This is a genomic window from Microbacterium sp. PI-SA-G, assembly GCF_057215335.1.
In genome coordinates this window covers 118,717-145,266 of sequence record NZ_CM170103.1, presented here as the reverse complement: position 1 = coordinate 145,266, position 26,550 = coordinate 118,717, and the positions used below count along the sequence as shown (strand labels likewise).

The window sequence follows — 26,550 nt, the reverse complement described above, 5'->3', positions numbered from 1 at the left end:
CTCAACGTCCTTCGGCGGGAGCAGGGCCCTCGGGCGACGTGTCGCCACGGAGTCCGGCGTTGTGCGCGTCGAGCGCGTCACGCTCCGCCGCGGCCACCGCGACGGCTTCGGCTTCTTCTTCGGTTTCGACCGTGATCTCGTGGTCACGCTCGCGTGTGCCGTCGAATCGCAGGCCGAAGACGACCAGAAGAGCGACCGAGATCATGCCGGTCACGATGAAGATATCGGCGATGTTGAAGATGGCGGGCATCATCCACGGCATCGAGATCATGTCGACCACGTGGCCGACCGGGAACCCCGGCTCGCGGAACAGTCGGTCGCCGAGGTTGCCGAGAACACCGCCGAGGAGACATCCCAGCACGACCGCCCAGAGCCGTGAGCGGAGGCCGAGGGCCTTCCAGATGATCACTCCGGCCACCACCGCGAGGGCGATGGTGAAGATCCAGGTCACCTCGGAGCCGAGCGAGAACGCGGCTCCCGGGTTGCGGACGAAGTACAGCTGCAGGAACTCACCGAGAACGGGCACGGCCTCCTGAAGCGGAAGCTGCGTGACGGTGAGGTACTTCACAAACTGATCGGCGGCCAGTACGAGCGCTGCGAGAATCGCAACGATCGCACCGGCCGCCGATCGGCGAAGGGGACGACGTGTCAAGACCTACGACCTACAGTCCGATCGCGGAGACAGGCGTCGAATCCGTCGAAGCCGACTTCTCGTCGAGCTCACGGAGCTGGCCCTCGATGTAGCCGCGCAGCTGCGAGCGGTAGTCGCGCTCGAAGTTGCGGAGTTCGGTGATGCGGGCCTCGAGCGTGTTGCGCTCGCGCTCCAGGCGTGCCGCTTCTTCGCGCTGCTTGACCTCGGCCTCGGAGCGGATGCGGTTGACCTCGTTCTCGGCGTCGGCGATGAGCTGGTTGCGCTTCGCCTCGCCTTCGGCCACGTGCTCGTCGTGCAGGCGCTGAGCGAGCTCGATGATGCCGGCGGTCGCGGTGGCGGAGCCCGACGGGGCAGGCTCGGCGACGGGCGCCTCGGCGACCGGAGCGGGAGCCGCAGGTGCCTCGGCGACGGGGGCCTCGGCGACCGGCTCCGCGGCAGCGGCGGGGGTCTCGCCCGACTCGTACGCGGCCAGCTTGGCCTTCAGCTCGGCGTTCTCCTCGAGCGCCTTGCGCCACTCGATGACGATCTCGTCGAGGAAGTCGTCCACCTCGTCCGGGTCGAAGCCGTCCTTGAAGCGGACGTGCTGGAACTGCTTGGTGACGACGTCATCCGGGGTAAGTGCCATGAGTGGCTCCTCTTTCGATGAGTTCGGTTGCCAGTTGAGTATGGCGTGGTCGTGAAGTGGCGCGAACCCGGGGGGCGCGCCTGGGTGCCAGCATAGCCCTCACAGCTTGGCGTCGCGATGTCGCGACACCCGGGAGGGCGGAAGTGCGGCTCAGATGAACAGGCGGACGATGTTCATCAGGATGAGCACGATCAGCATCGTGATCGCGAAGCCGAAGTCGAGCGACAGCGTGCCGATTCGCAGCGGAGGGATGATCCGTCGGAAGAACCTGATCGGCGGATCGGTCAGCGTGTATACGGCCTCCGCCGCCACCAGCCCAAAGCCCTTCGGCCGCCATTCCCGGTTGAACAGGGGAATGTAGTCGAGGATCAGCCGCGCGAAGAGCACGAAGATGTAGAGCAGCAGGACCAGATGGACGATGCTCGCGAGGATCGAGACGAAACCCACGGAGCTAGGACTGGTCGAAGCCCGCGGACTCGGCGTCAGCGTGGGCGATTCCGCCGTGACCCGAGACCGCGATGTTCTCCGGCGAGAGCAGGAAGACCTTGGAGGTCACGCGCTCGATGCGGCCGTACAGGCCGAGGGAGAGTCCGCTGGCGAAGTCGATCAGACGACGGGCGTCCGCGTCGCTCATCTGCGACAGGTTGATGATGACCGGCACACCCTCCCGGAAGCTCTCAGCGATCAGCTGGGCGTCGCGGTACTGCTTGGGGTGGACCGTCAGGATCTCGTTCACAGCGCCGGCCGCAGGCTGGCGCACGGCGACGGGCCGACGAAGCGGGGTGACGGGGGCCGGGGCGGGCTCTTCACGCTCGCGCTCGCGGTGAGCGCGGGCAGGCGCCTGCTGCTCCTCTGCATAGGTCTCTTCCTCATCGGCGAGGCCGAGGTACACCATGGTCTTCTTCAGCGGGTTACCCATCGTGTCCTCCGGTTCGAACGTGTCGGGTGGTCTGTTTAGAGGTTAACCCCGGTCGGGCCGGGGTCCGGTGATTGCGGAGCCGATCCGCAGGTGTGTCGCGCCGGCGGATATCGCCTCGACGAAGTCGCCGGTCATGCCCGCCGAGATCCAGTCGGCCTCCGGAGCGACGGAGCGGATGCCGTCCGCCACGTCGCGCAGACGCGCGAAGGCGGAGGCGGGCTCCTCGTCGAGGGGGGCGACCGCCATCACGCCGCGGAGCCGCAGCGTCGGCAGCGTGAGCACGTGCTCGGCCAGGGTCGTCGCGTCAGCGGGCGCCACTCCCCCTCGTCCGGGGTCGTCCGTGAGGTTGACCTGCACCAAGACGTCGAGACGACTGTCGTCTTCTGCCGCACGATGGAGCGCGTCGGCCAGGCGACCGCGGTCCACCGAGTGAACGGCGTCGGCGCTGCGTCGGATCGCCCCGGCCTTGTTCGTCTGCGCCTGGCCGATGAAGTGCCAGCGCAGGTCGATCTCGGCGAGTTCCGTCTGCTTGGCGGTGAGCTCCTGCTGACGGTTCTCACCGACCTCGCTCACGCCGAGCGCATGAAGCTCGCGCACCAGCGAGGCCGGATGAAACTTGGTCACGACGATCCGGGTGATCTCACCCGGATCGCGGCCCGCGGCGCGCGCTGCGTCGGCGATCCGCTCGTCGATCGCCGACAGCCGTGCTGACAGACCCGACGAGCCATGCGGCTCCTCCGAGGTCACTTCAGGAATTCGGGGATGTCGATGTCGTCATCGGCGAACGCCGGCTCGATGCTCGTCGCGGGGACACGCTGCTGGACCGGCTCCGGCGCGGCGGCCGGCTTGGATGCGGGCTCGGTCGCGACCGGCACCTCGGGCAGCGCGGCTGCCGCAGCCGGACGCGACACGACCATCGGGTCGAGGCGCAGGGAGGGCTCTCCACCGTCGAAGCCGGCGGCGATGACCGTCACGCGCACCTCGTCGCCGAGCGTGTCGTCGATGACCGTTCCGAAGATGATGTTGGCTTCGGGGTGTGCCGCTTCCTTGACGAGGTCAGCGGCGTCGTGGATCTCGAAGATGCCGAGGTTCGACCCGCCCTGGATGGACAGCAGCACGCCATGTGCACCCTCGATGCTCGCCTCGAGCAGCGGCGACTCGACGGCCAGTTCGGCGGCCTTGATCGCGCGGTCGGCACCGCGCGCGGAGCCGATGCCCATGAGCGCCGAACCGGCTCCCTGCATGACCGACTTCACATCGGCGAAGTCGAGGTTGATCAGACCCGGGGTCGTGATCAGGTCGGTGATGCCCTGCACACCGGCGAGGAGCACCTGGTCTGCCGTCGCGAACGCCTCGATCATCGAGATGCCGCGGTCGCTGATCTCGAGGAGACGGTCGTTGGGAACGACGATGAGGGTGTCGACCTCTTCCTTGAGCTTGGCGACGCCCTCCTCGGCCTGGCTCTGGCGGCGACGCCCTTCGAAGGAGAAAGGCTTCGTGACGACACCGATGGTGAGTGCGCCGATCGACTTGGCGATGCGGGCGACGACGGGAGCGCCACCGGTGCCGGTACCGCCACCCTCTCCCGCGGTGACGAAGACCATGTCGGCTCCGGTCAGGGCCTGCTCGATCTCCTCGGCGTGGTCCTCGGCGGCGCGGCGACCCACCTCGGGGTCGGCTCCGGCTCCGAGGCCTCGGGTCAGTTCGCGACCCACGTCGAGCTTGACGTCGGCGTCGCTCATCAGCAGCGCCTGCGCGTCGGTGTTCACGGCAATGAACTCGACTCCGCGGAGCCCGAGATCGATCATGCGGTTCACGGCGTTGACGCCGCCACCGCCGACGCCGACGACCTTGATCACGGCGAGGTAGTTCTGGTTCTGGCTCATGGCCGGCCTCCGATTAGTCGAGCCTTGTCTTCGATGTCGAGAAGGTGAGGATGAACCTTAAACCTCAACTAGAGGTGTAAAGTGTTTCCCGGTATTGCGTTCTCTTGATCGAAGGTATGCGCCACGCGGTCACGCACGCGCAACGTCGCGGGCGTGTCGCCCCATTCCTGCAGAAACAGGTCCGGCGGAGCAGTTCCGGCGCGCTCAGCCGACGACAGCGGTCTCCGCCGACGACACATCGACCGTCGACGCGGCGGGATTGGCGCCGAGGGCACGAGCGAGGACGAGCGCCTTGGTGGGCGACTCCTCTGCACTCCCCCAGACCACCGTCAGCCCGGTGCTCAGCGTGAGGGTGACATCGTCGGCCGTCGTCGCGCTCAACCCGGTCAGCTGCCCGCGGATGTCGGCCGGCAGCGATCGCACCACCAGACCGGCGCTCTCGAACGCGGAGGATTCCGTCCCCCCGGCGATGTCGAGAAGCGGCTGACCGGCCGGCTGATCGGTCGTCGTCGAGAGAGCGACTCCCGCCGCATCGACCAGGGTGTAGCCGGCATCGGAGCGGATGACCCCCACCGGAGTCCGCTCGACGATGCGCACGGTCAGGTCGTGCGGCGGTCGGGCCTCCAGCGCATAGGTCTCGATCAGCGGGAAGCCCAGCAGCGCGGCCTTGACCTCGCTCGAGTCCACCAAAGCCAACGGCGTGCCGATCTGCTCGCCGAGCGCCGCCTCGATCGCTGCCGGGTCGAGTGCCGATGCGCCGACCACCGTGATCTTCTCGACGGCGAACAGCGGGCTGTACGCGGCCGCGGCGCTGCCGCCGATCAGCAGCACGATGGCTCCGACGACGCTCCACCCGATGATCCGCCGGCGACGGGAACGCTGGGTGAAACGACGGATCTCTCCCCGCAGGGCCCTGCGTCGCGCCCTCGCCGCACGCCAGACGTCTCGCGTCGAGGTGGGCACGACCTCCTCCGGGCCGTCAGTGGAGACCGCACTGTCGGTGAAGGACCGCCCGGTGATCGGGACAGGTGTCACGCCGGGCGCGTTCGCATCCGAGGTCTCGGAGGAGTCCGTCTTGTCGCCGCGCCGCGCGGTCGCACGCAGACGGGACGCGGATTCATCCTCTCCGGGGCTCTCCCGGGTGGGAAGCGGAGGAGGCCGGCGCACGGCTCACGCCTCGACAGGTCTGCGCAGCGACTCCAGCACCTGCGGGATGATCTGGTACACGTTGCCGCAGCCGAGAGTGATGACGAAATCGCCGTCGCGCGCGACCGAGGCGGTGTAGTCGGCAGCCTGCTGCCAATCCGGCACGAAGTGCACGTGGGCGGGGTCGTGGAACGCACCGCTGACCAGCTCACCCGTCACTCCGGGCACCGGATCTTCGCGAGCCCCGTACACGTCGAGCATCACGGTGTGATCGGCGAGCTCCTCGAGCACGTCGGCGAACTCCTGGTACATGTGCTGGGTACGTGAGTACGTGTGCGGCTGCTGGATCGCGATGATGCGGCCCGAGCCCGAGAGCGTGCGCATCGCCTCGAGAGCCGCGCGCACCTCGGTCGGGTGGTGCGAGTAGTCGTCGTAGACGGTGACCCCGCGCTCGACGCCGTGCTGCTCGAGGCGGCGGACCGTGCCCGCGAAGCCCTCGACCGCGCGGACGGCATCCGCCAGCGGGAACCCGAGCGCCAGGAGGACGGTGACGGTGCCCGCCGCGTTGATCGCGTTGTGGACGCCGGGCACGGCCAGTTGCATACGCGCACTGTCGTCGCCATGAGTGATGGTCGCGGCGACCGGGCCCTCTGCCACCACGTCGCTGACGCGTACATCGGCGTCGGCTGCCTGGCCGAACGAGATGACATTCGGGTGTGTGATGCCCGTGCGGACCCGGAGCGCGCCGGGATCGTCGCTCGAGATGACGACGGCCTCGGTCGCAGCGTCGGCGAAGCGCACGAAAGCGTCGTGGAACGCCTCCTCGGAACCGAAGTGATCGAGATGGTCGGGGTCGACGTTGGTGATCAGCGCCACCGCGGTGTCGTACAGGAGGAAGGTGCCGTCGGACTCGTCGGCCTCGATGACGAAGAGCTCTCCCGAGCCGGTGGCGCTCGACGTGCCCAGCTGCTCGATCACGCCGCCGTTGACGAAGTGCGGGTCAGCGCCGAGCTCGCGCATCGCCGTGACGATCATTCCCGTCGAGGTGGTCTTGCCGTGCGCACCCGCAACGGAGACGAGTCGACGCGAGCCGATCAGCCAGTGCAGGGCCTGCGAACGGTGGATGACGTGCAGTCCCCGCTTCTTGGCCGTGACGAACTCGGGGTTCTCGGGCCAGATCGCGCCGGTGTGCACGACGGTGTCGGCGTCACCCAGATGCGCGGCGTCGTGGCCGACGTGAACGGTGGCACCGGCGGCGGCCAGAGAGCGCAGATTGTCGCTGTCGGCGCGGTCGGATCCCGACACGCGGATGCCGGCGTCGAGGAACATCCGGGCGAGTCCGCTCATGCCGGATCCGCCGATGCCGATGAAGTGTGCGGCGGTGATCGTCTCGGGAATCGGGAGGGAGAGGTCGGGTCTGATCATGTCCTGGCCAGTCTAGTTCGGGGTGCCGAGGGCACGATCGATCAGAGAGATCACGTTCTCGGTGCCGGTGCGGGTGCCGACCGTCTCGGCGGCCGCGGCCATCCGCTCGATGCGAGCACGGTCGTGCAGAAGGGGGATCACGATCTCACGAACCGCGTCGCCGCCGAAGGTCGCGTCGTCGAGAAGCTGCGCCGCGCCGGCGGCGACAGCCGAGGCGGCGTTGAGACGCTGCTCACCGTTGCCCACCGAATAGGGGACGTAGAGCGCCGGGATGCCGAGCGCGCTGACCTCGCTCACCGTGGCCGATCCGGACCGCGAGACGATCAGGTCGGCGAGGGCGAACGCGAGGTCCATCCGATCGACATATCGGCGCATGACGTACCCGGGTGCACCAGGGTCGACCAGCTCACTGCGCTCCCCCGTGACGTGCAGCAGCTGCCATCCGGCGTCGAGGACGTCGCGCCACGAGTCCGCGAACGCGTCGTTGAGTCGCTGCGCGCCCAGTGAACCGCCGAAGACGAGGAGCACGGGCCGGGCGACGTCGAGCCCGAAAGCGGCCGCGGCCTCCGCGCGAGTGGCGGCGCGGTCGAGGGCGATCACCTCGCGTCGCAGCGGCATGCCGACGACCTCGCCGCCCCGGATCGGCGTCCCCGCGAAGGCGACTCCGACGGCGGCGGCCCAGCGGGCGCCGAGCACGTTCGCGAGTCCCGGCCGCGCATTGGCTTCGTGGACGACGAAGGGAACGCTTTCGCGGCGCGCTGCCACATAGGCCGGGGCCGAGGCGTATCCGCCGAAACCGACCACCACGTCGATCCTGTGCTGACGGATGTGCGCCCGCGCCTGGGCGATCGCGCGACGGAATCGTCCGGGAAACGCCAGGGCCTGGCGGTTCGGTCGGCGAGGGAACGGGACCTTGTCGACGACGAGCAGTTCGTAGCCACGCTCCGGGACGAGACGGGACTCGAGCCCCTCCGCGGTGCCCACGACGAGCACGGTGGCCTGGGGCTCGCGCTCTCGCAGAGCGTCGGCCACGGCGAGCAGGGGATTCACATGACCGGCGGTTCCTCCGCCGGCAAGAAGGTACGAGGTCACCGAGTGACCCTACCCCGACCTGCCGAGGAAGCCCTGCGAGCGGATGCTCCGCGCGGACGCGCCGTGGGCTCCGTCACCGGAAGGGTGCGTGCGAACGCGAGAAGCACGCCGCACGCCATCAGCACGGCCAGGAGCGCGGTGCCTCCCTGCGACATGAACGGCAGCGGGACGCCCATCACGGGGAACAGACCGATCACGACGCCCACGTTCAGCACGGCCTGGCCGACGACCCAGACGGTGATGCCGCCGGCCGCGACGCGGATGAAGGGGTCGTCGGTCTTGCGGATCACGTGGAAGGCGCCGACCGTGAAGAACGTGAACAGCGCGAGCAGGACGATGCAGCCGATGAGGCCGAGCTCCTCGCCGACGATCGCGAAGATGAAGTCGTTGCCAGCGGCAGGCAGCCAGCCGTACTTCTCCTGAGAGTTGCCGAGTCCCAGGCCGAAGACGCCGCCGCTGGCCATGCCCCAGATTCCGTGGATCGACTGGTAGCAGTCGGTGTAGTACAGGCTCATGTCATCGCAGGTCGCTGTGATGCGCCGCATCCGGTCGGCGCTGGACAGCGCATAGGCCAGCACGGCGGCGATGCCGAGCACGACGGGGATGATGAACAGGCGCAGCTTGACGCCCGAGAAGAACAGGCAACCGAGCAGGATGAGCACCAGCACCATCGCCGTGCCGAGGTCCTTGCCGCCGAGCACCGTGCCGATCGCGAGAGCGCCGACGGGGATGACCGGGATGAAAACGTGATGCCAGGTGCCCAGCATCGCCTGCTTGCGCAGCAGCACGTACCCGATCCACAGCGCCAGCGCCAGCTTGAGGAACTCGGACGGCTGCAGACTGAAGCCCGCGATCTCGATCCAGTTGCGGTTTCCGCCGTCCTCGATACCGAGCGGCGTGAACACCAGCAGCTGCAGCGCGACCGCTCCGAACAGCGCGGGCCATGCAATGCGCTTGAGGAACTTGATCGGCAGGCGGCTGATGAGGAACATCAACGGCACCCCGAGGAGGGCGAAGATGCCCTGGCGGAGCGCTCCACCCATCGGGCTGTCACCGTTGGCGACCGCCGTGGCGCTCGTGGCCGACAGCACCATCACCAGGCCGAAGAGCGTGAGCAGCAGCGCGGTGGACGCGATCATCAGGAACTCGGACGACACCGGCGTGAACCGTCGCCCGAGCGACACGCGAGCCGCGAGGCCGCCGGACTCAGACCGCGGGGGGCGGGCCACCTGCGTCATGAGCGCTCCCCTGGTCGATCCACTGCTGCACCGCTTCGGCGAAGCGACGGCCGCGATCCGCATAGCTGGTGAACTGGTCGAAGGATGCCGCGGCGGGAGCCAGCAGAACTGTTCCCTCACCATCGACGATCTCGACCGCGATCTCCACGACGCGATTCATGACATGTCCAGTGTCGCCAGCATCCACCTCGAACACCGGCACCCCGGGCGCGTGTCGCCGGAATGCCGCGAGGACCTCGTCGCGCTCGACGCCGATCACGACGGCGGCGCGCGCGGTGGTTCCGGCGCCGGCGACGAGATCCGAGAGGTCGACGCCCTTGAGGTCGCCGCCCACGACCCACACCGCTCCCGGGTAGGCGCGCAGCGAGGATGCCGCGGCGTGCGGGTTGGTGGCCTTCGAGTCGTCGATCCACGTGATGCCTGCGTGGCGGGCGATCACCTGGATGCGGTGCGCGTCGAGCCGGAAGGACTGCAGGGCCGTGTGGATCGCCTCGGGTGCCACGCCCACGGACCGTGCGAGAGCGCTGGCGGCCAGGATGTTCTGCACGATGTGAGGAGCCGCGAGCCCGACCCGGTCGAGGTCGGCCACAGTGGTGAGCTCGAGGGCGCTTGTCGAACGGTCATCGAGGAATGCTCGATCGACCACCAGCCCCTCGACGATGCCGAGGTCGCTGGGTCCGGGGATGCCGAGGTCGAAGCCGATGGCGCGTGCCCCCTCGACCACCTCGGCGTCCTCCACCATGCGACGGGTCGCCTCATCGGCCTTGTTGTAGACACAGGCGACGCGCGTGTTGCGGTAGACGAGTGCTTTCGCATCGCGATACGCCTCGGCGCTGCCGTGCCACACCAGGTGGTCATCGGCGAGATTCAGGCACACCGCGGCGTGCGGGAAGATCTCACCCTCTGCGCTCGACTGCCCCAGGTACCAGAGCTGATGACTGGAGAGCTCGACCACGAGCACGTCGAAGCCTGCCGGGTCGCGGACGGCGTCGAGCACCGGGATCCCGATGTTGCCGCAGGGCGCCGCGCGCACGCCGCCCTCGACCAGCAGCGCGGCGGTGAGCTGCGTGGTGGTGGTCTTGCCGTTGGTGCCGGTGATCAGCACCCAGTCGGCGGGCGAACCGTCGGTGCGGGTGACCTTGTCGCGCACTCGCCACGCCAGCTCGATGTCTCCCCAGAGGGCGACGCCGGCGTCCTGGACCCAGCGGATGACGGGATGCGACGGCGAGAACCCGGGTGACGCGATCACCACCTCGGGGCCGAAGTCGACAAGGGTCTGCGGAACGCTGTCCAGAGATCCGAGCTCGAGTTGTGCTCCGATGACCGGGACCAGCCGCGAGTACTCCTCGTCGGCGGACTCGCTGAGCACCAGCACTTCGGCGCCGAGCTCGGTGAGCGTGTCGGCCACCGAGAACCCGGTCATCGACAGCCCGAGCACCGCGACGCGCAGGCCGCTCCAGTCGGCGTGCCAGCTCGTCAGGGTACGCAGCCGCTCAGCTGACACGGGTCAGCCATTCGACGTAGAACAGACCGATGGCCGAGACTGCCAGAAGCCCCGCGATGATCCACAGCCGCACGACGATGGTCACCTCCGCCCAGCCCCGCATCTCGAGATGGTGGTGGAACGGGCTCATCAGGAACAGGCGCTTGCCGCGTGTGATCTTGAAGTAGGCGCGCTGCAGGATCACCGAACCGGACGACAGCACGAACACGCCGGCGATCACGAGCAGGAGCAGCTCGGTGCGGGTGAGGATCGCCATCGCGGTGATCACACCGCCGATCGCCATGGATCCGACGTCACCCATGAACACCTTCGCCTTGGGGGCGTTCCACCAGAGGAAGCCGATGAGGCCTGCCGCGAACGACGCCGCGATGATTGCCAGGTTGAACGGGTCGCGCACCTCGTAGCATCCGCCGAGAGCGCCCATGTCGACGCCCTCCCCGACGCAGGGCTGCTTGAACTGCCAGAACGCGATCACGCTGTAGGCGCTCACCACCATCACTCCAGCGCCGGCGGCGAGACCGTCCAGTCCGTCGGTGAGGTTCACGCTGTTCGAGGTCGCGACGCCGATGATCGCGATCCAGGCCAGGTACAGCACCCAGCCGATGATCACGCCGAAGGTGAAGAGGTTGAGCCAGCTGATGTCGCGGAAGAGCGAGATCGACTCGCTCGCCGGGGTCTGGCCGAACTTGTTGGGGAAGTTGAGCGCGACGACGCCGAAGGGGATGATCACGATCAGCTGCCCGATGATCTTGCGCCAGCCCGAGAGGCCGAGGCTGCGCTGACTGCGCACCTTCATGTAGTCGTCGATGAACCCGACCGCGCCGAAGCCGACCATCAGCCAGATCACGAGGATCGCGGACAGCGCGGGAACCCCGCCGCCCACATAGACACCGGTGAAGTAGCCGACGATGGTGCCGGCGATGAAGATCACGCCACCCATCGTGGGGGTGCCCCGCTTGGCCTCGTGGTTGGGGTTCTCGACCGCCTCGGGGGTGCGGATGACCTGCCCCCAACCCCACTTCCGGAAGAGCCGGAGGAAGACGGGAGTAAGGAACAGGGTGAAGGCGAGCGAGATCGCCGCCGCCATGATGAGTGACCTCACGTGAACAATTCTCCCAGACGATCGCCGAGATGCCGAAGGCCCACGGAATTGGATGACTTCACGAGCACGCGATCTCCGTCGCGCAGCTCCGTGCGGAGGTACTCGAACGCGGCATCCTGGTTCGGCAGGTGCACGGCCTCGCTGTTCCAGGAGCCCTCACCCACTGCCGACAGATACAGCCTCCGGGCTTCGGGTCCGACGACCACGATCCGCTGGATGTTCAGACGCACGGCGAGCAGACCGATGCGGTCGTGCTCCTCGCCTGCGCTCTCGCCCAGCTCGCTCATCGCTCCGAGGACCGCGACGGTGCGCTCTTCGGGACCGGTGATCTGGGCGAGCGTGCGCAGCGCGGCCGCCATCGAGTCAGGGCTGGCGTTGTACGCGTCGTTGATGATGCGCACGCGGTCGTTGCCCATCGGCTGCATGCGCCAGCGCTCGGCGATCTCCACCGTCTCGAGACGGGACACCGCGTCGGTCAGCGGCACCCCGAGGACTCCGGCGGCGGCGATCGCCGCGAGGGCGTTGGTGATGTGGTGCGATCCGAGGACCTGCAGGTGCAGTGGAACACGCTGACCGTCGGCCTCGATGACGCAGCGGGTGCCGGCGGCGGTCACCTCGATGTCGAGCGCCCGGACCTGCGCGGCGGGCCCCTGGCCGAAACCGACGACGCTCATGCCGCGGGACTCCGCCAGCTCCCGCATCGCGGCGACGCGTCCGTCGTCCATGTTCAGCACTGCGGTCCCCGATGGGCGCGCGGCGCTCACGAGCTCCGCCTTGGCCTTCGCAGTCTCCTCGATGCCACCGAAGCCGCCGGCGTGTGCCATGCCGACCATGAGCACCACCGAGACGTCCGGCTCGACGAGACCGGCGAGGCGTGCGATGCTTCCGGGCGCGGCGGCGCCGAACTCGCTGACGAGGAACCTCGTGTCCTCGGTGACGCGCAGCATCGTGACCGGAGCGCCGACCTCGTTGTTGTAGGAGTTGATCGGGGCGATCGTCTCGCCGTCATCCTGGAGGATGCGGGCGAGGAAGTTCTTGGTGGTGGTCTTGCCGTTGGAGCCGGTGATCCCGACGATGCGCAGATCGCCCCGCGCGCGCACCCGGGCGACGACCTCTCGGGCAAGATCTGCCAGGGCGTCGATCACATCAGGCACGACGATCTGCGTGACCTCATCGTCGACCGGTCGCTCGACGATCGCCAGCACCGCTCCGGCCTCGACCGCAGCGCCGACGAAACGGTGTCCGTCGGTCTCGGCCCCGGGCTTGGCCACGAAGATCGACCCCGCTCTCATCGCGCGGGAATCGGTGTCGACGATGCCGTCGACCACGGTCTCGGCGGAATCCGATCCGGCGAGACGCAGGTCACCGCCGATGACTGCGGCGATCTCAGCAAGCGACAGGGCGATCATGACATCTCCAGGCGCGGCTTTCGCCGACTATCCGAACTTGGGAAGCAACTCGTCCATCGGCACAGAGGACGGCATCACGCGATAGGTCTTCATCACCTGCGTCACGGCCTTCTGGAAGGCGGATGCGGTCGCGGCGGACGATACAACCTTAGTCGGCTCGTCGAGAGTGACCACGACGACGTACTGCGGATCGTCGACCGGCGCGAAGCCCACCATGCTGGTGAAGTACACGCCCGCCTTGTATCCGCCGTTGCCGTCGGGGACCTGAGCGGTACCCGTCTTGCTGGTGACGCGGTAGCCCGGCACCTGGATGCGCTCGGCGTTGCCGCCCTGCACCGCGACGTTCTCGAGCATGCGCGTGATGTCCGCGGCGGTCTGCTCTGCCACCACCTGGGTGTGCTCGGGCTCGTCCGCGGCGACGACCGTGCCGTCCTGCTCCGTGCACGACTCGATCAGCGACAGATCGATCTTCTCGCCGCCGTTCGCGATCGCCTGGTAGGCGCCGGCGACCTGCGCCGCCGTGACCGTGAAGTACTGACCGAACGTCGTGGTGTACAGCGACTGGTTGTCCCACTCGCTGACCGGGTGGAGCGTGCCGGCCACTTCGGTGGGGAAGCCGATGGTGTCCTGGCCCACGCCGAAGCGCTGCAGGTAGTCGTAGCGCACCTCGGGAGCGACCATCGTGCCGAACTTCGACAGGGCGACATTCGAGGAGTCGATCAGTCCGCCGGCGAGTGTGTAGTTGTACGCGGGGTGCGAGAAGGCGTCGTTGATGACAGCGCCGTTGGGGAACGTCTCGCGCGATGAGGCGGTGACCGTGCTCGATGGAGTCAGGCCCGCACCCTCCATCGCGGCGGCGGCGGTGATCGCCTTGAACGTCGAGCCGGGCTCGAAGTCACGGTGGAAGATCTCGCTGCCGAAGCCGTCCGAGGTGATCGTGCCGAGATCGTTGGGGTCGAGGGCCGGCCATTCCGCGGCGGCCCTGATCTTCCCCGTCTTCACCTCGACGACCGTGACGGTGCCGCCCTTGGCCCCCTGCGCCTGCGCCTCTTCGGTGATCATCTGCTGCAGGTACCACTGCAGGTCGCTGTTGATCGTCAGCTGCACACTGCCGCCGTCGACCGCGTCGACGACCCGCTCGCTGCCGGGGATCACGACGCCGTCCTTGCCGGTGCGATACGTCTTCTCACCGCTTGTGGGTGCGAGGCAGGACTGCTCCATCTTCTCGATGCCCGCCTGTGCCGCGCCGCTGCCGTCGAGGAACCCGACGATGTTGCCCGCGACGGCACCGTTCGGATAGACGCGGACCTCCCGCGGCTTCATGTGCAGGTACGCGAGCCCGAGGTCGCGCAGTTCGATGAACTGCTCCGTGGTGAGGGACTTCGCCAGCTGTGCGTATTGGCTGTTCTCATCGCGGGCGAGGGCGTCGGCGACCAGCGCGCGCACCTCGTCGCCGGTCTGGCCCGTGACGGCGGCGATCTTGTCGGCCGCCTCGACCCACGGGACCTTCGGCCCCTTCTCCTCGAGCGTGCGGATGACGAGCGGGCTGAGCTCCGCGTCGTACACGAGCACACTGGATGCCAGGACCACACCGTTCGCGTCGACGACCGATCCGCGTTGACCGGTGATCGTGTTCCCCTTGCCGATATGCACGAGCGAATCGGAGACATGCTCGTTCGCGCTCACCACCTGGATGTCGACGAGGCGCACGACGAACGCCGCCAGCACCGCGAGGATGACGGCGAGTGCGACGACGGTGCGGCGCCGCGGCCCGCGGGTGGCTCGTGTCGTCATGGGATCTCTCCGTCAGGTCGAGGGTGGTCGTGCGGGCTCAGCGGGTGGTCGGGCTCGGGAGTCCGTCGGTGATGGCGGGCGGCAGGTCCTGGGTGGGCGGCACAGCGCCTTCCTGGATCACCGGCGTCTCCGCAGCAGGCGCGGTGATCAGAGAGTTGCCCACCGCGCCGGCGCCTGCCGGGTCGACGGTCGACGTCCAGTCCGCGCCCATGCCGGTGCCGAAGACCGCTCCGTCGCTCAGGCGCAGATACGACGGCGAGCCGGCGACGACCATGCCCAGAGCTGCGGCTTCGGTGGCAAGCACCTGAGGCGAGTTCAGACCGGTCAGCTCCTCCTGCAGAGCGTTCGTGCGCAGGTCGAGCTCGCGCTGCTGCGACGAGAGGGACGCCAGCGCGAACGAGTCCTGGGTGATGGCGAGCGACAGGGCGATCTGCGCCGCTCCGATCGCGAGCGCTCCCCCGAGGGCCACGAGTGCATACGCGAGCTTCGGCTTGCGTCGCGGCACCGGCTGCGTGACGGGCCGCAGGCGCCGTTCGGGTGCGGACGGCGCGAGTGGACGGGCCGGCTGACGGACGGTGGCGTTGAGGCTCATGTGCGCTCCCGCAGTTTCTCGGCGGCGCGGAGCCGCACGGGGATCGCTCGGGGGTTGCGAACACGCTCGTCTTCGGGCGCGAGTTCGGCCCCCTTGGTCAGGATCTTGAATCGCGGCGCGTGCTCCGGGAGTTCCACCGGAAGCCCGGCCGGAGCCGTGGAGGCGGATGCTGCGACGAACGCCTGCTTGACGAGCCGGTCTTCCAGCGACTGGTACGACATCACGACGATTCGCCCGCCGACGGAGAGCGAGTCCATCGCGGCCGGGATGGCATCAGCGAGAACGTTGAGTTCGGTGTTGACCTCGATGCGCAGCGCCTGGAACACGCGCTTCGCGGGGTGACCGGTGCGCTGGGCCGCCGCAGGCGTCGCCGCGATGAGGATCTCGACGAGTTCGCCCGAACGCTCGATCGGCTTCTTCTGGCGAGCGTCGATGATGAAGCGGGCGTATCGACCGGCGAGCTTCTCTTCGCCGTAGCGCTCGAAGATCCGGCGGAGGTTGCCTTCGTTGTAGGTCGCGATGACCTCGGCAGCGGTGACACCCTTGGTCTGGTCCATCCGCATGTCGAGCGGTGCGTCCTTGGAGTACGCGAATCCGCGCTCGGCCTCGTCGAGCTGAAGCGAGGAGACGCCGAGATCGAACAGGATGCCGGAGGCGCCCTGCGCATGCAGGCCGATCTCGTCGTACACGGTGTGCACGAGGGTGATGCGATCCCGGAAGCGCGCCAGGCGCTCTCCCGCGATGCGGAGTGCGTCGGTGTCGCGGTCGAGTCCGATCAGGCGGATGTGCGGGAAGCGCTCGAGCAGAGCCTCCGAGTGTCCGCCCATGCCGAGTGTGGCGTCGACGAACACCGCGCCGTCCGCCTGCAGGGCGGGGGCGAGCAACTCGACGCAGCGGTCGAGCAGGACGGGGGTGTGAATGTCTCGGAGGTTCATGATCTTTCTCGGGGTGACCTTCGGCTCTGATCCCCCTCCGCTTCGCGACCCGGCACCGGGGAAGTGTGTCGGGGCGGGAGCGGCGGGGCATCACAGCCGTGGTCAGAAGAGTCCCGGAATCACCTCCTGCTCGAGATCGGAGTAGGTCTCCTCACCGGCGGCGAGGTAGGCGTTCCAGCTCTCGGCATCCCAGATCTCGGCGTGTGCGCCGACTCCGGTGACGATGAGTTCCTTCTGCAGCCCTGCGTACTGACGCAGGTGGGCGGGGATGGTGATGCGGTTCTGGTTGTCGGGCATCTCCGCACTCGCACCGGAGAGGAACAGACGCATGAAGTCACGCGCCTGCTTGTTGGCGAGCGGCGCCTGACGGATCCGCTCGTGCATCGCCTCGAACTCGGCCGTGCTGAAGACGTAGAGGCAGCGTTCCTGCCCCCGGGTGACGACGATGCCGCCACCGAGGTCCTCACGAAACTTCGCAGGAAGGATGACCCGTCCTTTGTCGTCCAGCTTGGGTGAGTGCGTTCCCAGCAACATCGGCCATCACCCCCTCTCCGTCCGGCCAACTCGAGGTGCGCCCCACATTACTCCACTTTCCTCCACATTCCTACGGGCAATCGGCTGCTCGCCATCTGAAAGCGCCCGGCAGCTCCCTCACTTCCCCGGAAAACCGCGGTGGAGAGGAGTGGAGCGCGGGTGGAGGAAAATCGGCACTCGGCGGCCGGCAACCGCGCGACGCTGAGAACACGAAAAAGGCCCGGATGCGCAATGCATCCGGGCCTTCAGAAGAAGTGGTGGGGAGGGTCAGCGACCGTCCTGGCGGCGGTCCCATCGATCGTTCATGCGATCCATGAAGGAACCCGATTCCTGGCGCTTGGCCGAGGAGGTCTCGCGCGGAGCGACCGGGGTGGTGCGGCGGACCGGGGTGACGGCGAACATCACACCGGCGAGCATGGCCGCGAACCCGATGACGCCGATCACGATGCCGAGCACGTCTCCGAGGATCACACCGGCCACGAGTCCGCCGATGCCGACGAGGAGCAGCAACGCTCCGTACACGAGATTGCGGTAGCTCAGCGCACGATCGCCAGAAGGCGCGCTCACGACGTCGGCGTCATTGTGGAGGAGATGGCGTTCCATCTCATCGAGCAGACGCTGCTCCTGTTCGGAGAGTGGCATTTCGTCCCCCTCGGGTATGGTGCCTCCATCCTACGCGCGCCGAGGCATCGGGGCTAGCAGTTCGGCCTCTGGTTGCTTTACGTATGCTGGGAGTCGTGCCACCCTCCCCCATCGCCGACGCCGTCGCCGCCCGGCTGGACCTCTTCCTCTCGCGCATGCGCGCCGAATCGGCCGAGTACGGACCCGATGCCGTCGCGTTTCTCGAGGCCGCGGCGGACACCCTCGTCGGAGGTAAGCGGCTTCGCGCCCGGTTCTGTCACGCGGGCTGGCGGAGCATCGCGCACCTCACACACCGGGGGGCAACAGAGCCCGACGTGCTGTGGGACGTCTGCGCCGCGCTCGAGATCTTCCAGTCCGCCGCTCTCGTGCACGACGACCTGATCGACAACTCCGACACCCGCCGCGGCCGGCCCGCGGCGCACCGAGCGCTCGAGACAGCGCACAGAGCGGCCTCCTGGACCGGTGACGCGGAGTCGTTCGGCCGGGCCGCCGCCATCCTGCTGGGAGACCTGCTGGTCGCCTGGAGCGACGACCTGCTCGAGTCCACTCTGAAGCAGCATCCGCGAGCGCACATCGTCCGCTCCGAATACGCACGTATGCGCCGCGACGTCACCACCGGGCAGTTCCTCGACATCGCCGAGGAATCGGCGTGGAGCGTGAACCCCGACAGCACCCACGCCGACCGGGCGTTGCGGGTCGCGTCACTCAAGTCGGCGCGCTACAGCATCCAGCAGCCGCTGCGACTCGGCGCGGCTGTCGCGGGCGCCGACGACGAGCAGATGGCGTCACTGAGCCGCTTCGGCCTGCCCGTCGGGATGGCCTTCCAACTGCGTGACGACATCCTCGGCGTCTTCGGCGATGCCTCCGTCACGGGCAAACCAGCGGGTGACGATCTGCGCGAAGGCAAGAGGACGGTCCTGATCGCTCTCACACGGGAACGACTCGGTCCCTCCGCCCGCGCAGTTCTCGACGAGATGCTCGGCGATCCCGAGCTCACCGCACAGCAGGTCTCGTTCCTGCAGGCGACGATCGTGGATTCCGGTGCGGTCGACCGCGTCGAGACGATGATCGCCGACTACGCCAAGGAAGCCGATCGGGCTCTCATCGGCACATCACTGGACAACGCGGCGGTCGGGGACCTGCGCGATCTCGCACGGGCCGCGACCGTCCGGTCCGCCTGACTCCCGGTCGAGAGCCGCTCAGGCGAGTGTCTGCGCGAGCCGGCGAACCGCGCTCTTGTGGCCGGCGCGAAGCGACTCGATCGGCGAACGCCCCAGCGACTCCTCGTCGGCGAGCAGCCAGTCGATGAGCTCGTCGTCAGAGAATCCGGCGTCCTGCAGCACGATGATGGTGCCTCGCAGGGAGCTCAGCGGCTCTCCGTCGACGATGAACACCGAGGGCACAGCGAACGCGCCGTTCCGGCGCGAGCCCACCAGGTAGTGCTCGTCGATCAGGCGTCGCACGCGACCCAGCGGGACGTCGAGCACCTCGACGAGGTCGGGCATGGTCAGCCACTCGGGAGCAGGGGTCGCAGCAACGTTCTCAGACACCTTGCCACTATCTCATCTCTGCCGCAGGAGTGCATATCGCCACAACTTTCACACGTGTCACTTGCGTCACTCGCGTTGACTTCTGTTTACATCCGTGTCAGCGTGTCATGAGCTCGGAAAGGGGACTCCTTGAGACTCGACAGCACCGCGCGTCGTACGCGCCATCACTTCCCGCTCGGCATCCCCGCGATGGTGCTGGGCGCTCTCGCCGGCACCATGGCGGCCTCTCCCGCCGCCGCCGCAGACACCTCACCGCATGCGCTGCCGGTCGAGCGCCTGCAGGGCGTCGCCACCCGGGTCGCCCCGGCACAGACATCACCGACGAGCTACGTCGTGCAACCCGGCGACACGGTCTCGTCCATCGCCGGCCGTTTCGGTCTCAGCACCGTCGACCTGCTCACCTGGAACGGACTGACCTGGCGCTCGGTCATCTACCCCGGTCAGAGCATCGCGCTGCAGTCGAGCGCGGCTCCGGCGCCCGCCCCGACCCCCGCGCCCGCCGCCGCTTCCGCGGCGCACACGGTCGTCGCCGGCGACACGATCTTCGCGATAGCGAACAAGTACGGCACAACTGTCGATGCCGTCCTCGCGGCCAACGGTCTGTCGCGCGCATCCGTCATCTACCCCGGGCAGCAGCTCGCGATCGGCGGGACGGCGCAGCCGGCACCCGCCGCGCCCGCAGCCGCCGCTCCCCCCACAGCCCAGGCTGCGACCGCGAGCCACGCCGTCGTCGCCGGCGACACGGTCTTCGCGATCGCGAAGAAATACGGCACGACCACGCAGGCGGTCTTCGCCTTGAACGGCCTCGACGCGTCGTCGATCATCTACCCCGGGCAGTCGCTGGTCGTCGGCTCGGCGGCTCCCGCCGCGGAGCCGACCGCTGTCGCACCGGCACCCGGTCCGAGTGGACAGCTGCAGGCGACCCTGAGTGCCGAGCAGGCCGCCAACGCCTCCCTGATCATCCGCATCGGACGCGAACTCGGGGTCTCCGACCGCGGCGTCGCGATCGCGTTGGCGACCGCAATGGTCGAGTCTGGCATGCGCAACCTCGACTGGGGCGACCGGGATTCGCTGGGCATCTTCCAGCAGCGACCGAGCACCGGGTGGGGCGCACGCGAGCAGATCCTCGACGCCGACCGCAGCACGCGCGTCTTCTACGGCGGCCGGAGCGATCCGAACGGCTGGAACACGCGCGGACTCCTCGACGTCCCCGGCTGGGAGAGCATGGCGTTCACCGACGCCGCGCAGGCCGTGCAGATCTCGGCATTCCCCGGTCGGTACGGCCAGTGGGAGGCCCAGGCGTACGCGTGGCTCGCGCAGCATGGCTGAGAGTCGTCACGAAAACCGGCGAGCCTGAGGGTGAGCCGTTCCCCGGGCTCCCAGGCAGTTCTCAATAGAATTCAGACGTGACGTCGAATCAGCAGGCCGACCCCCTCATCGGGCGGCTTGTCGACGGTCGGTACCGGGTCCGCGCCCGCATCGCGCGTGGCGGTATGGCGACGGTCTACGTCGCGACGGATCTGCGGCTCGAGCGACGCATCGCGCTCAAGGTGATGCATGCGCACCTCAGCGACGACTCGGCGTTCCAGAGCCGGTTCATCCAAGAGGCACGCTCCGCGGCTCGTCTCGCCGACCCGCACGTCGTGAACGTCTTCGATCAGGGGCAGGACGGCGAGCTCGCCTACCTCGTGATGGAGTACCTGCCGGGAATCACCCTGCGCGAGCTCCTCCGCGAGCAGAAGCGGCTCACGATCCCCCAGACGATCACGATCATGGATGCCGTGCTCGCGGGGCTGTCGGCCGCACACCGCGCCGACATCGTGCATCGCGACGTCAAGCCCGAGAACGTCCTCCTCGCCGAAGACGGACGCATCAAGATCGGCGACTTCGGCCTCGCGCGCGCCACCACGGCGAACACCGCCACCGGACAGCAGCTGCTCGGCACGATCGCCTACCTCGCCCCCGAGCTTGTCACGCGCGGGACCGCGGATGCCCGCAGCGACATCTACGCCCTCGGCATCATGCTGTACGAGATGCTCGTCGGCGAGCAGCCGTACAAGGGCGAACAGCCCATGCAGATCGCCTTCCAGCACGCGACCGAGTCCGTGCCTCGTCCGAGCGTGCGCAACCCCGCCGTTCCCGAGCAGCTCGACGAGCTCGTTCTGTGGGCGACCGAGAAATCGCCGGACGAACGCCCCGACGACGCGCAGCAGATGCTCGAGCGCCTCCGCGAGATCGAGCGCGACCTCGGAGTCGCCCCGGCGCGTGCGGCTGCGACCACTCAGGTCCTGCGCGCTCACGCCGACTCCGGCGACCTCACCAAAGTCATGCCGAACAGCACGATGGTGATGTCAGCACCGACCGCCGCTCCGCAGCAGCCCGTCGACAACGCGACCGTGCTGCGTCGTCGGGCGTCGAAGCGGCGGGCGCGCGGCGCCTTCCTCCTCGCCCTGGTGCTGCTCCTCGCCGTGCTCGCCGGCGGCGTCGGCTGGTGGTTCGGTTCCGGCCCCGGCTCACTGGTCGCGGTCCCCGAGGTGGCGGGGAGGACCTACGACGAGGCGTCCGCCGTGCTCATCGACGACGGATTCGTGCCGGTCAGAGCCGAGGAGAACTCCATCGACGTCGATCGCGACACCGCGATCCGCAGTGACCCCGAACCGGGCGCGCGTCTGGACAAGGGCGCAGAGGTGACCGTGGTCATCTCGCTCGGCCCCGCGTCGCACACCGTCGAAGCGCTCAACGGCAAGAGCGAGGACGAGGCGCGCGACTACCTCGCCGACATCGAGGTCAACGTCGCCGAGACACCTCTGATCCTGTTCTCCGACGCCGACGAGGGCGTGGTGATCAACGCCTTCGTCACACCGCGAGCCGGTGGGGAGCCGTACCAGTGCGCCGAGGGATGCGAACTGCTCGAGGACGACTCGGTCGAGCTCTACGTCTCCGCCGGCGCCTTCCCCGATGTATCGGGCATGAGCATCGACCAGGCGTCGACGACCCTCACCGAGAAGGGCCTCACCATCGCAGGCGAGTCCGTGTACCAGTTCAGCGATGACGTCGACAAGGACACGGTGATCGGCGTGGTCGACCGTGCAGAGGAGGGCAACTGGCGCCCGGGTGACACCGTGCAGCTGATCGTGTCGAAGGGTGCCGAGTTGTTCCCGGTGCCCGACGTGACCGGCGAGACGCTGGTCGACGCGAAGCAGATCCTTCGAGACGCCGGTTATGGATTCGTCGCCTCGTACGCCGCTTGGGGCGATCTGCCCGGGTTCGCGGAGCTGGCTCGGGTCACGGCGCAGGAGCCGAGCTCGCTCCCCCGCGGCGGCACCGTGAAACTCTCCATCCAGCTGAGCGGCTGAGCGGCTGATCGGCGCATTCGCTCGCGACGGACACAGAACCGCCCTTCCCGAACGATCGGGGAGGGCGGTTCTTGGTGATGCCGCAGCTCAGCGCTTCTCGAGCTCCTCAGCCACGAGGAAGGCCAGTTCGAGCGACTGCATGTGGTTGAGCCGCGGGTCGCACAGGCTCTCGTACCGGGTGGCCAGGGCCGCTTCGTCGATGTGCTCGGATCCGCCCAGGCACTCGGTGACGTCGTCGCCCGTGAGCTCGACGTGGATGCCGCCGGGGAAGGTGCCAACCGCGCGGTGCGCCTCGAAGAAGCCGCGCACCTCGTCGACGACGTCGTCGAAGCGACGCGTCTTGTAACCGGTGGGCGTGGTGATGCCGTTGCCGTGCATCGGGTCGGTGACCCACAGCGGCTGAGCACCCGAGTCTCGGACGGCCTCGAGCAGCGGCGGCAGCGCGTCGCGGATCTTGCCGGCACCCATGCGCGTGATGAAGGTCAGACGGCCGGGCTCGCGCTCGGGGTCGAGCTTGTCGATCAGCGCCAGGGCCGTCTCGGGAGTCGTCGTGGGTCCGAGCTTGACCCCGATGGGGTTGCGGATCTTCGAGAAGTAGTCGACGTGCGCGCCGTCGAGCTCGCGCGTGCGCTCCCCGATCCACAGGAAGTGGGCCGAGGTGTTGTACGGCGTGTCCGTGCGGGAGTCGATGCGGGTCATGGGGCGCTCGTAGTCCATGAGCAGGCCCTCGTGGCCGGTGAAGAACTCGACGCGCTTGAGCTCGTCGAAATCGGCGCCCGCGGCCTCCATGAACTTGATCGCGCGGTCGATGTCGGCCGCCATGCGCTCGTACCGCTGGTTCGCCGGGTTCTGCGCGAAGCCCTTGTTCCACGAGTGCACCTCGCGAAGGTCTGCGAACCCACCCTGCGTGAAGGCGCGGATGAGGTTCAGCGTCGAGACAGCGGTGTGGTACCCCTGCAGCAGACGACCCGGGTCCGGCTGGCGAGACCCCTCGGTGAAGTCGTAGCCGTTCACGATGTCACCGCGGTATGCCGGCAGCGTCACATCGCCGCGGGTCTCGGTGTCGCTCGAACGCGGCTTCGCGAACTGCCCCGCCATGCGTCCCATCTTCACCACGGGCATCGCGGCGCCGTACGTGAGCACGACCGCCATCTGCAGGACCGTCTTGATGCGGTTGCGGATCTGGTCGGCCGTCGCGCCGGCGAAGGTCTCGGCGCAGTCGCCACCCTGCAGCAGGAAGGCCTGGCCGGACGCCGCGCGGGCGAGACGCTCGCGGAGATTGTCGACCTCACCCGCGAAGACGAGCGGCGGGAGTCCGGCGATCTGCTGCGAGACCTCCGCGACACGCGCGGTGTCGTTCCACTGCGGCTGCTGCTTGATGGGGAGCGAGCGCCATGCGTCAAGGGCGTCGATATGGTGCGGAAGCATGCCCACCAGCCTAGTGGTCGCGGGGGTGGGCCAGCCGCGTCAGGACCGCTGTGTGACGCGGGTGGGGAGCCGGTCCTTGACCGTCGACGCGTAGACGTCTTCGTAGTGCTGCTCACCCAGTCGCTGCAGCGCGACCATGATCTCGTCCGTGACGGATCGAAGGATATATCGGTCGTTCTCCATGCCGGCGTACCGGGAGAAGTCCAGGGGCTCCCCGATGACGATCCCGACCCGCACGACGCGGGGCAGCCGCTGCCCGATGGGCATCGCCGTGTCGGTGTCGACCATGATGACGGGAACCACCGGCACCCGCGCCTCGAGGGCCATCCGTGCGATGCCGGTGCGCCCGCGGTACAGCTTGCCGTCGGGGCTGCGCGTTCCCTCGGGGTAGATGCCGAGCAGGTCTCCGCCACCGAGCACCTGGAGTCCGGTGTTCAGCGACGCCTCGGAGGCCTTGCCGCCGGACCGATCGATCGGGATCTGACCGGTCGCCTTCATGAAGAACTTGGTCGCCCACCCCTTGGGCCCGCGCCCGGTGAAGTAGTCGCTCTTGGCGAGGAACGACATGCGGCGGTCGATGACCAGCGGCAGGAAGATCGAGTCGGCGAACGACAGATGATTGCTGGCGAGGATGGCAGCGCCGTTCGCGGGCACGTTGTTGCGTCCCACGATCCAGGGACGGAAGATCGCCTTGACCACGGGGCCGATCACGACGTACTTCATGAGCCAGTAGAACATCGAGGTGAAGTCTAGCGTCGCGCTCCGCATCCGCCGTCGTCGATATATCAGAAAGCCGCGATCCGCGACTCAGTACCACCCCGTGTGCGACCCGGTGCCATGCTCTAGACTCGACTCAATCCGTCCCGATCGGTACCGAAGGAGCTGCCGTGGTCCAGTTTGAAGTCCCCGCGATCGTGCCCGCCGACCCCGATGCGAACATCGCCGACCTCTTGGCGAAACGCGTCGAAGCAACTCCCGATCGTGCGCTGTTCTCCGTGCCCGAGGGCGAGGGATGGCGCGACATCACCGCCGCCGATTTCGAGACCGCGGTCATCGCCGTGGCCAAGGGATTCGTCGCCGCCGGCATCCAGCCGGGAGAGAAGGTCGGGTTCCTCGCGCGCACCACCTACGAGTGGACGCTGATCGACTTCGCGCTCTTCTACGCCGGAGCCGTGATGGTGCCGATCTATGAGACGAGCTCTCCCTCGCAGATCCAGTGGATCATGGAGGACTCCGGAGCGAGCGCGCTCATCGTCGAATCCCCGGAGCACTTCGCCCGCGTCGATGAGGTGCGCAGCGACCTGCCGCTGATCCGTCAGACCTGGCAGCTGCATCTCGGCGCGATCGCCTCGCTCACCGCTCAGGGCGCAAACGTCGAAGATGCCGAGATCGCGCGCCGACGTCGCCTCGCCAAGGGCTCCGATATCGCGACGCTCATCTACACCTCAGGGTCCACCGGGCGGCCGAAGGGATGCGTGCTGACGCACAGCAACTTCGTCGAGCTCTCGCGCAACTCCGCCAAGGCTCTGAGTGCCGTCGTGCAGACGCCGGGCGCGTCCACCCTGCTGTTCATCACGACGGCGCACGTGTTCGCGCGCTTCATCTCGATCCTCGACATCCACGCGGGAGTCCGCACCGGTCACCAGCCCGACACGCGCCAGCTGCTTCCCGCGCTCGGCTCCTTCAAACCGACCTTCCTGCTCGCGGTCCCCCGCGTGTTCGAGAAGGTCTACAACTCCGCCGAGCAGAAGGCCGAGGCCGGAGGCAAGGGCAAGATCTTCCGCGCCGCCGCGGACGTCGCCATCGAGCACTCGAAGATCCTGGAAGCAGGCGGCAAGATCCCCTTCGGGATGAAGCTGAAGTTCGCCCTGTTCAACAAGCTGGTCTACAGCAAGCTGCGCGCGGCGATGGGCGGCAACGTCGAGTACGCGGTGTCGGGTTCGGCCCCGCTGGGCGCTCGCCTCGGGCACTTCTTCCACAGCCTCGGCGTGGTCATCCTCGAGGGCTACGGACTCACCGAGACCACGGCACCTGCGACGGTGAACCTCGCCGACAAGTCGAAGATCGGCACCGTCGGCCCCGCGCTCCCCGGCATCGGCGTGCGGCTCGCCGACGATGGCGAGATCGAGGTCCGCGGCGTCAACGTGTTCCGCGAGTACTGGAACAACCCCGAGGCCACGGCCGAGGCGTTCAGCGAGGGTGGCTGGTTCCGCACCGGCGACATCGGCAGCTTCGACTCGGAGGGCTTCCTCACCATCACCGGCCGTAAGAAGGAGATCATCGTGACGGCCGGCGGCAAGAACGTCGCCCCGGCTGCGCTCGAGGACCCGATCCGCGCCAACCCGATCGTCGGTCAGGTCGTGGTGGTCGGAGACCAGCGCCCGTTCATCTCGGCTCTCGTCACGCTCGACCCCGAGATGCTGCCGAACTGGCTGTCGAACAACGGGCTCCCGGGCGACATGAGCCTGGCCGATGCCGCGAAGAACACGACCGTCCGCGCCGAGATCCAGCGCGCGGTCGACGCCGCCAACGGCCGAGTGTCACGCGCGGAGTCGATCCGCAAGTTCACGATCCTCGACTCGGAGTGGACCGAGGCCTCCGGGCACCTCACCCCGAAGCTCTCGATCAAGCGCAACGTCATCATGAGCGACTTCGCCGACGAGATCACCGCGATCTACGACGAGCCCGTCTCCACGACCAACGTCGCGATCGGCGGCTGAC

General features: G+C 68.1%; 25 protein-coding genes. 4 read left to right on the top strand and 21 right to left on the bottom strand.

The genetic code is table 11. The features are described 5' to 3' along the window. Position 1: 1 nt before the first annotated feature. The 18 genes from lspA to AC2D10_RS00705 form a co-directional block, all read right to left on the bottom strand. Positions 2–613, bottom strand: coding sequence for a signal peptidase II (gene lspA, locus AC2D10_RS00790; RefSeq protein WP_484711779.1), 612 nt, complete (start codon positions 611–613; stop codon positions 2–4). Between the two features lie 49 nt (positions 614–662). Beyond that, entirely contained in the window at positions 663–1,277 is a 615-nt protein-coding gene (locus AC2D10_RS00785; protein WP_484709885.1) for a DivIVA domain-containing protein, read from the bottom strand. A gap of 150 nt (positions 1,278–1,427) precedes the next feature. After that, a complete protein-coding gene (locus AC2D10_RS00780) occupies positions 1,428–1,724 on the bottom strand; it encodes a YggT family protein (protein WP_484709884.1) in 297 nt (98 codons plus the stop codon). Positions 1,725–1,728: 4 nt separating this feature from the next. Beyond that, positions 1,729–2,196: a cell division protein SepF gene (locus AC2D10_RS00775; protein ID WP_484709883.1), complete on the bottom strand. Its 468-nt coding sequence runs from the start codon at positions 2,194–2,196 to the stop codon at positions 1,729–1,731. A 42-nt stretch (positions 2,197–2,238) separates the two neighbouring features. Further along, a complete protein-coding gene (locus tag AC2D10_RS00770) occupies positions 2,239–2,943 on the bottom strand; it encodes a YggS family pyridoxal phosphate-dependent enzyme (RefSeq protein WP_484709882.1) in 705 nt (234 codons plus the stop codon). Further along, positions 2,940–4,082: a cell division protein FtsZ gene (gene ftsZ / locus AC2D10_RS00765; protein WP_484709881.1), complete on the bottom strand. Its 1,143-nt coding sequence runs from the start codon at positions 4,080–4,082 to the stop codon at positions 2,940–2,942. The genes AC2D10_RS00770 and ftsZ overlap by 4 nt, the downstream gene beginning before the upstream one ends. Positions 4,083–4,286: 204 nt before the next feature. Further along, positions 4,287–5,249: a cell division protein FtsQ/DivIB gene (locus AC2D10_RS00760; RefSeq protein WP_484709880.1), complete on the bottom strand. Its 963-nt coding sequence runs from the start codon at positions 5,247–5,249 to the stop codon at positions 4,287–4,289. A 3-nt stretch (positions 5,250–5,252) separates the two neighbouring features. Then, on the bottom strand, positions 5,253–6,653 hold the full coding sequence (gene murC / locus AC2D10_RS00755; protein ID WP_484709879.1) for a UDP-N-acetylmuramate--L-alanine ligase: 1,401 nt from the start codon (positions 6,651–6,653) through the stop codon (positions 5,253–5,255). A 12-nt stretch (positions 6,654–6,665) separates the two neighbouring features. Further along, positions 6,666–7,745, bottom strand: coding sequence for a UDP-N-acetylglucosamine--N-acetylmuramyl-(pentapeptide) pyrophosphoryl-undecaprenol N-acetylglucosamine transferase (locus AC2D10_RS00750; RefSeq protein WP_484709878.1), 1,080 nt, complete (start codon positions 7,743–7,745; stop codon positions 6,666–6,668). Continuing rightward, complete coding sequence (gene ftsW, locus AC2D10_RS00745) at positions 7,742–8,983, bottom strand: putative lipid II flippase FtsW (protein WP_484709877.1); 1,242 nt, start codon at positions 8,981–8,983, stop codon at positions 7,742–7,744. The genes AC2D10_RS00750 and ftsW overlap by 4 nt, the downstream gene beginning before the upstream one ends. Then, the gene (gene murD / locus AC2D10_RS00740) at positions 8,952–10,487 is read right to left on the bottom strand and encodes a UDP-N-acetylmuramoyl-L-alanine--D-glutamate ligase (RefSeq protein WP_484709876.1); all 1,536 of its coding nucleotides are present in this window, start codon (positions 10,485–10,487) and stop codon (positions 8,952–8,954) included. Before murD ends, ftsW begins: the two co-directional genes overlap by 32 nt. After that, the gene (mraY, locus tag AC2D10_RS00735) at positions 10,477–11,589 is read right to left on the bottom strand and encodes a phospho-N-acetylmuramoyl-pentapeptide-transferase (RefSeq protein ID WP_484709875.1); all 1,113 of its coding nucleotides are present in this window, start codon (positions 11,587–11,589) and stop codon (positions 10,477–10,479) included. Before mraY ends, murD begins: the two co-directional genes overlap by 11 nt. After that, complete coding sequence (locus AC2D10_RS00730) at positions 11,586–12,998, bottom strand: UDP-N-acetylmuramoyl-tripeptide--D-alanyl-D-alanine ligase (RefSeq protein ID WP_484709874.1); 1,413 nt, start codon at positions 12,996–12,998, stop codon at positions 11,586–11,588. Before AC2D10_RS00730 ends, mraY begins: the two co-directional genes overlap by 4 nt. Positions 12,999–13,025: 27 nt before the next feature. Next, entirely contained in the window at positions 13,026–14,792 is a 1,767-nt protein-coding gene (locus AC2D10_RS00725; protein WP_484709873.1) for a peptidoglycan D,D-transpeptidase FtsI family protein, read from the bottom strand. Between the two features lie 37 nt (positions 14,793–14,829). Next, a complete protein-coding gene (gene ftsL / locus AC2D10_RS00720; RefSeq protein WP_484709872.1) occupies positions 14,830–15,384 on the bottom strand; it encodes a cell division protein FtsL in 555 nt (184 codons plus the stop codon). Next, positions 15,381–16,319: a 16S rRNA (cytosine(1402)-N(4))-methyltransferase RsmH gene (gene rsmH, locus AC2D10_RS00715; RefSeq protein WP_484709871.1), complete on the bottom strand. Its 939-nt coding sequence runs from the start codon at positions 16,317–16,319 to the stop codon at positions 15,381–15,383. Before rsmH ends, ftsL begins: the two co-directional genes overlap by 4 nt. Before the next feature lie 102 nt (positions 16,320–16,421). Continuing rightward, positions 16,422–16,853, bottom strand: a complete 432-nt coding sequence (gene mraZ / locus AC2D10_RS00710; protein ID WP_484709870.1) for a division/cell wall cluster transcriptional repressor MraZ — start codon at positions 16,851–16,853, stop codon at positions 16,422–16,424. Positions 16,854–17,120: 267 nt separating this feature from the next. Beyond that, positions 17,121–17,495 carry a DUF3040 domain-containing protein gene (locus tag AC2D10_RS00705; RefSeq protein WP_484709869.1) on the bottom strand — a complete coding sequence of 125 codons (375 nt, stop codon included), beginning with the start codon at positions 17,493–17,495 and terminating at the stop codon, positions 17,121–17,123. Positions 17,496–17,578: 83 nt separating this feature from the next. On the opposite strand from AC2D10_RS00705, the gene AC2D10_RS00700 reads away from it, so the two are divergent. Further along, positions 17,579–18,676: a polyprenyl synthetase family protein gene (locus tag AC2D10_RS00700; protein ID WP_484709868.1), complete on the top strand. Its 1,098-nt coding sequence runs from the start codon at positions 17,579–17,581 to the stop codon at positions 18,674–18,676. A gap of 18 nt (positions 18,677–18,694) precedes the next feature. Here AC2D10_RS00700 and AC2D10_RS00695 read toward each other — a convergent pair whose 3' ends face one another. After that, positions 18,695–19,045, bottom strand: a complete 351-nt coding sequence (locus AC2D10_RS00695) for an Rv2175c family DNA-binding protein (protein WP_484709867.1) — start codon at positions 19,043–19,045, stop codon at positions 18,695–18,697. Positions 19,046–19,174: 129 nt separating this feature from the next. Here AC2D10_RS00695 and AC2D10_RS00690 point away from each other — a divergent pair, with 129 nt between their 5' ends. Together AC2D10_RS00690 and pknB are read left to right on the top strand one after the other, a co-directional pair. Further along, the gene (locus AC2D10_RS00690; RefSeq protein WP_484709866.1) at positions 19,175–20,374 is read left to right on the top strand and encodes a LysM peptidoglycan-binding domain-containing protein; all 1,200 of its coding nucleotides are present in this window, start codon (positions 19,175–19,177) and stop codon (positions 20,372–20,374) included. Between the two features lie 77 nt (positions 20,375–20,451). Beyond that, positions 20,452–22,401 carry a Stk1 family PASTA domain-containing Ser/Thr kinase gene (gene pknB, locus AC2D10_RS00685; RefSeq protein WP_484709865.1) on the top strand — a complete coding sequence of 650 codons (1,950 nt, stop codon included), beginning with the start codon at positions 20,452–20,454 and terminating at the stop codon, positions 22,399–22,401. A gap of 87 nt (positions 22,402–22,488) precedes the next feature. On the opposite strand, the gene AC2D10_RS00680 is transcribed toward pknB, so the two are convergent. Beyond that, positions 22,489–23,829, bottom strand: coding sequence for a class II 3-deoxy-7-phosphoheptulonate synthase (locus AC2D10_RS00680; protein ID WP_484709864.1), 1,341 nt, complete (start codon positions 23,827–23,829; stop codon positions 22,489–22,491). Positions 23,830–23,868: 39 nt separating this feature from the next. Further along, positions 23,869–24,567, bottom strand: coding sequence for a lysophospholipid acyltransferase family protein (locus tag AC2D10_RS00675; protein ID WP_484709863.1), 699 nt, complete (start codon positions 24,565–24,567; stop codon positions 23,869–23,871). A gap of 149 nt (positions 24,568–24,716) precedes the next feature. On the opposite strand from AC2D10_RS00675, the gene AC2D10_RS00670 reads away from it, so the two are divergent. Continuing rightward, on the top strand, positions 24,717–26,549 hold the full coding sequence (locus tag AC2D10_RS00670) for an AMP-dependent synthetase/ligase (protein WP_484709862.1): 1,833 nt from the start codon (positions 24,717–24,719) through the stop codon (positions 26,547–26,549). The last annotated feature ends 1 nt before the right edge of the window (position 26,550 follow it).

Bases quoted from the DNA above. Each gene is read 5' to 3' on its own strand.
- mraZ (WP_484709870.1), bottom strand. From the start codon at position 16,853: ATGTTGCTGGGAACGCACTCACCCAAGCTGGACGACAAAGGACGGGTC.
- ftsL (WP_484709872.1), bottom strand. From the start codon at position 15,384: ATGAGCCTCAACGCCACCGTCCGTCAGCCGGCCCGTCCACTCGCGCCG.
- AC2D10_RS00700 (WP_484709868.1), top strand. From the start codon at position 17,579: ATGCTGGGAGTCGTGCCACCCTCCCCCATCGCCGACGCCGTCGCCGCC.
- AC2D10_RS00680 (WP_484709864.1), bottom strand. From the start codon at position 23,829: ATGCTTCCGCACCATATCGACGCCCTTGACGCATGGCGCTCGCTCCCC.
- AC2D10_RS00775 (WP_484709883.1), bottom strand. From the start codon at position 2,196: ATGGGTAACCCGCTGAAGAAGACCATGGTGTACCTCGGCCTCGCCGAT.
- AC2D10_RS00705 (WP_484709869.1), bottom strand. From the start codon at position 17,495: ATGCCACTCTCCGAACAGGAGCAGCGTCTGCTCGATGAGATGGAACGC.
- rsmH (WP_484709871.1), bottom strand. From the start codon at position 16,319: ATGAACCTCCGAGACATTCACACCCCCGTCCTGCTCGACCGCTGCGTC.
- murC (WP_484709879.1), bottom strand. From the start codon at position 6,653: ATGATCAGACCCGACCTCTCCCTCCCGATTCCCGAGACGATCACCGCC.
- AC2D10_RS00725 (WP_484709873.1), bottom strand. From the start codon at position 14,792: ATGACGACACGAGCCACCCGCGGGCCGCGGCGCCGCACCGTCGTCGCA.
- AC2D10_RS00730 (WP_484709874.1), bottom strand. From the start codon at position 12,998: ATGATCGCCCTGTCGCTTGCTGAGATCGCCGCAGTCATCGGCGGTGAC.
- ftsW (WP_484709877.1), bottom strand. From the start codon at position 8,983: ATGACGCAGGTGGCCCGCCCCCCGCGGTCTGAGTCCGGCGGCCTCGCG.
- AC2D10_RS00785 (WP_484709885.1), bottom strand. From the start codon at position 1,277: ATGGCACTTACCCCGGATGACGTCGTCACCAAGCAGTTCCAGCACGTC.
- ftsZ (WP_484709881.1), bottom strand. From the start codon at position 4,082: ATGAGCCAGAACCAGAACTACCTCGCCGTGATCAAGGTCGTCGGCGTC.
- AC2D10_RS00675 (WP_484709863.1), bottom strand. From the start codon at position 24,567: ATGTTCTACTGGCTCATGAAGTACGTCGTGATCGGCCCCGTGGTCAAG.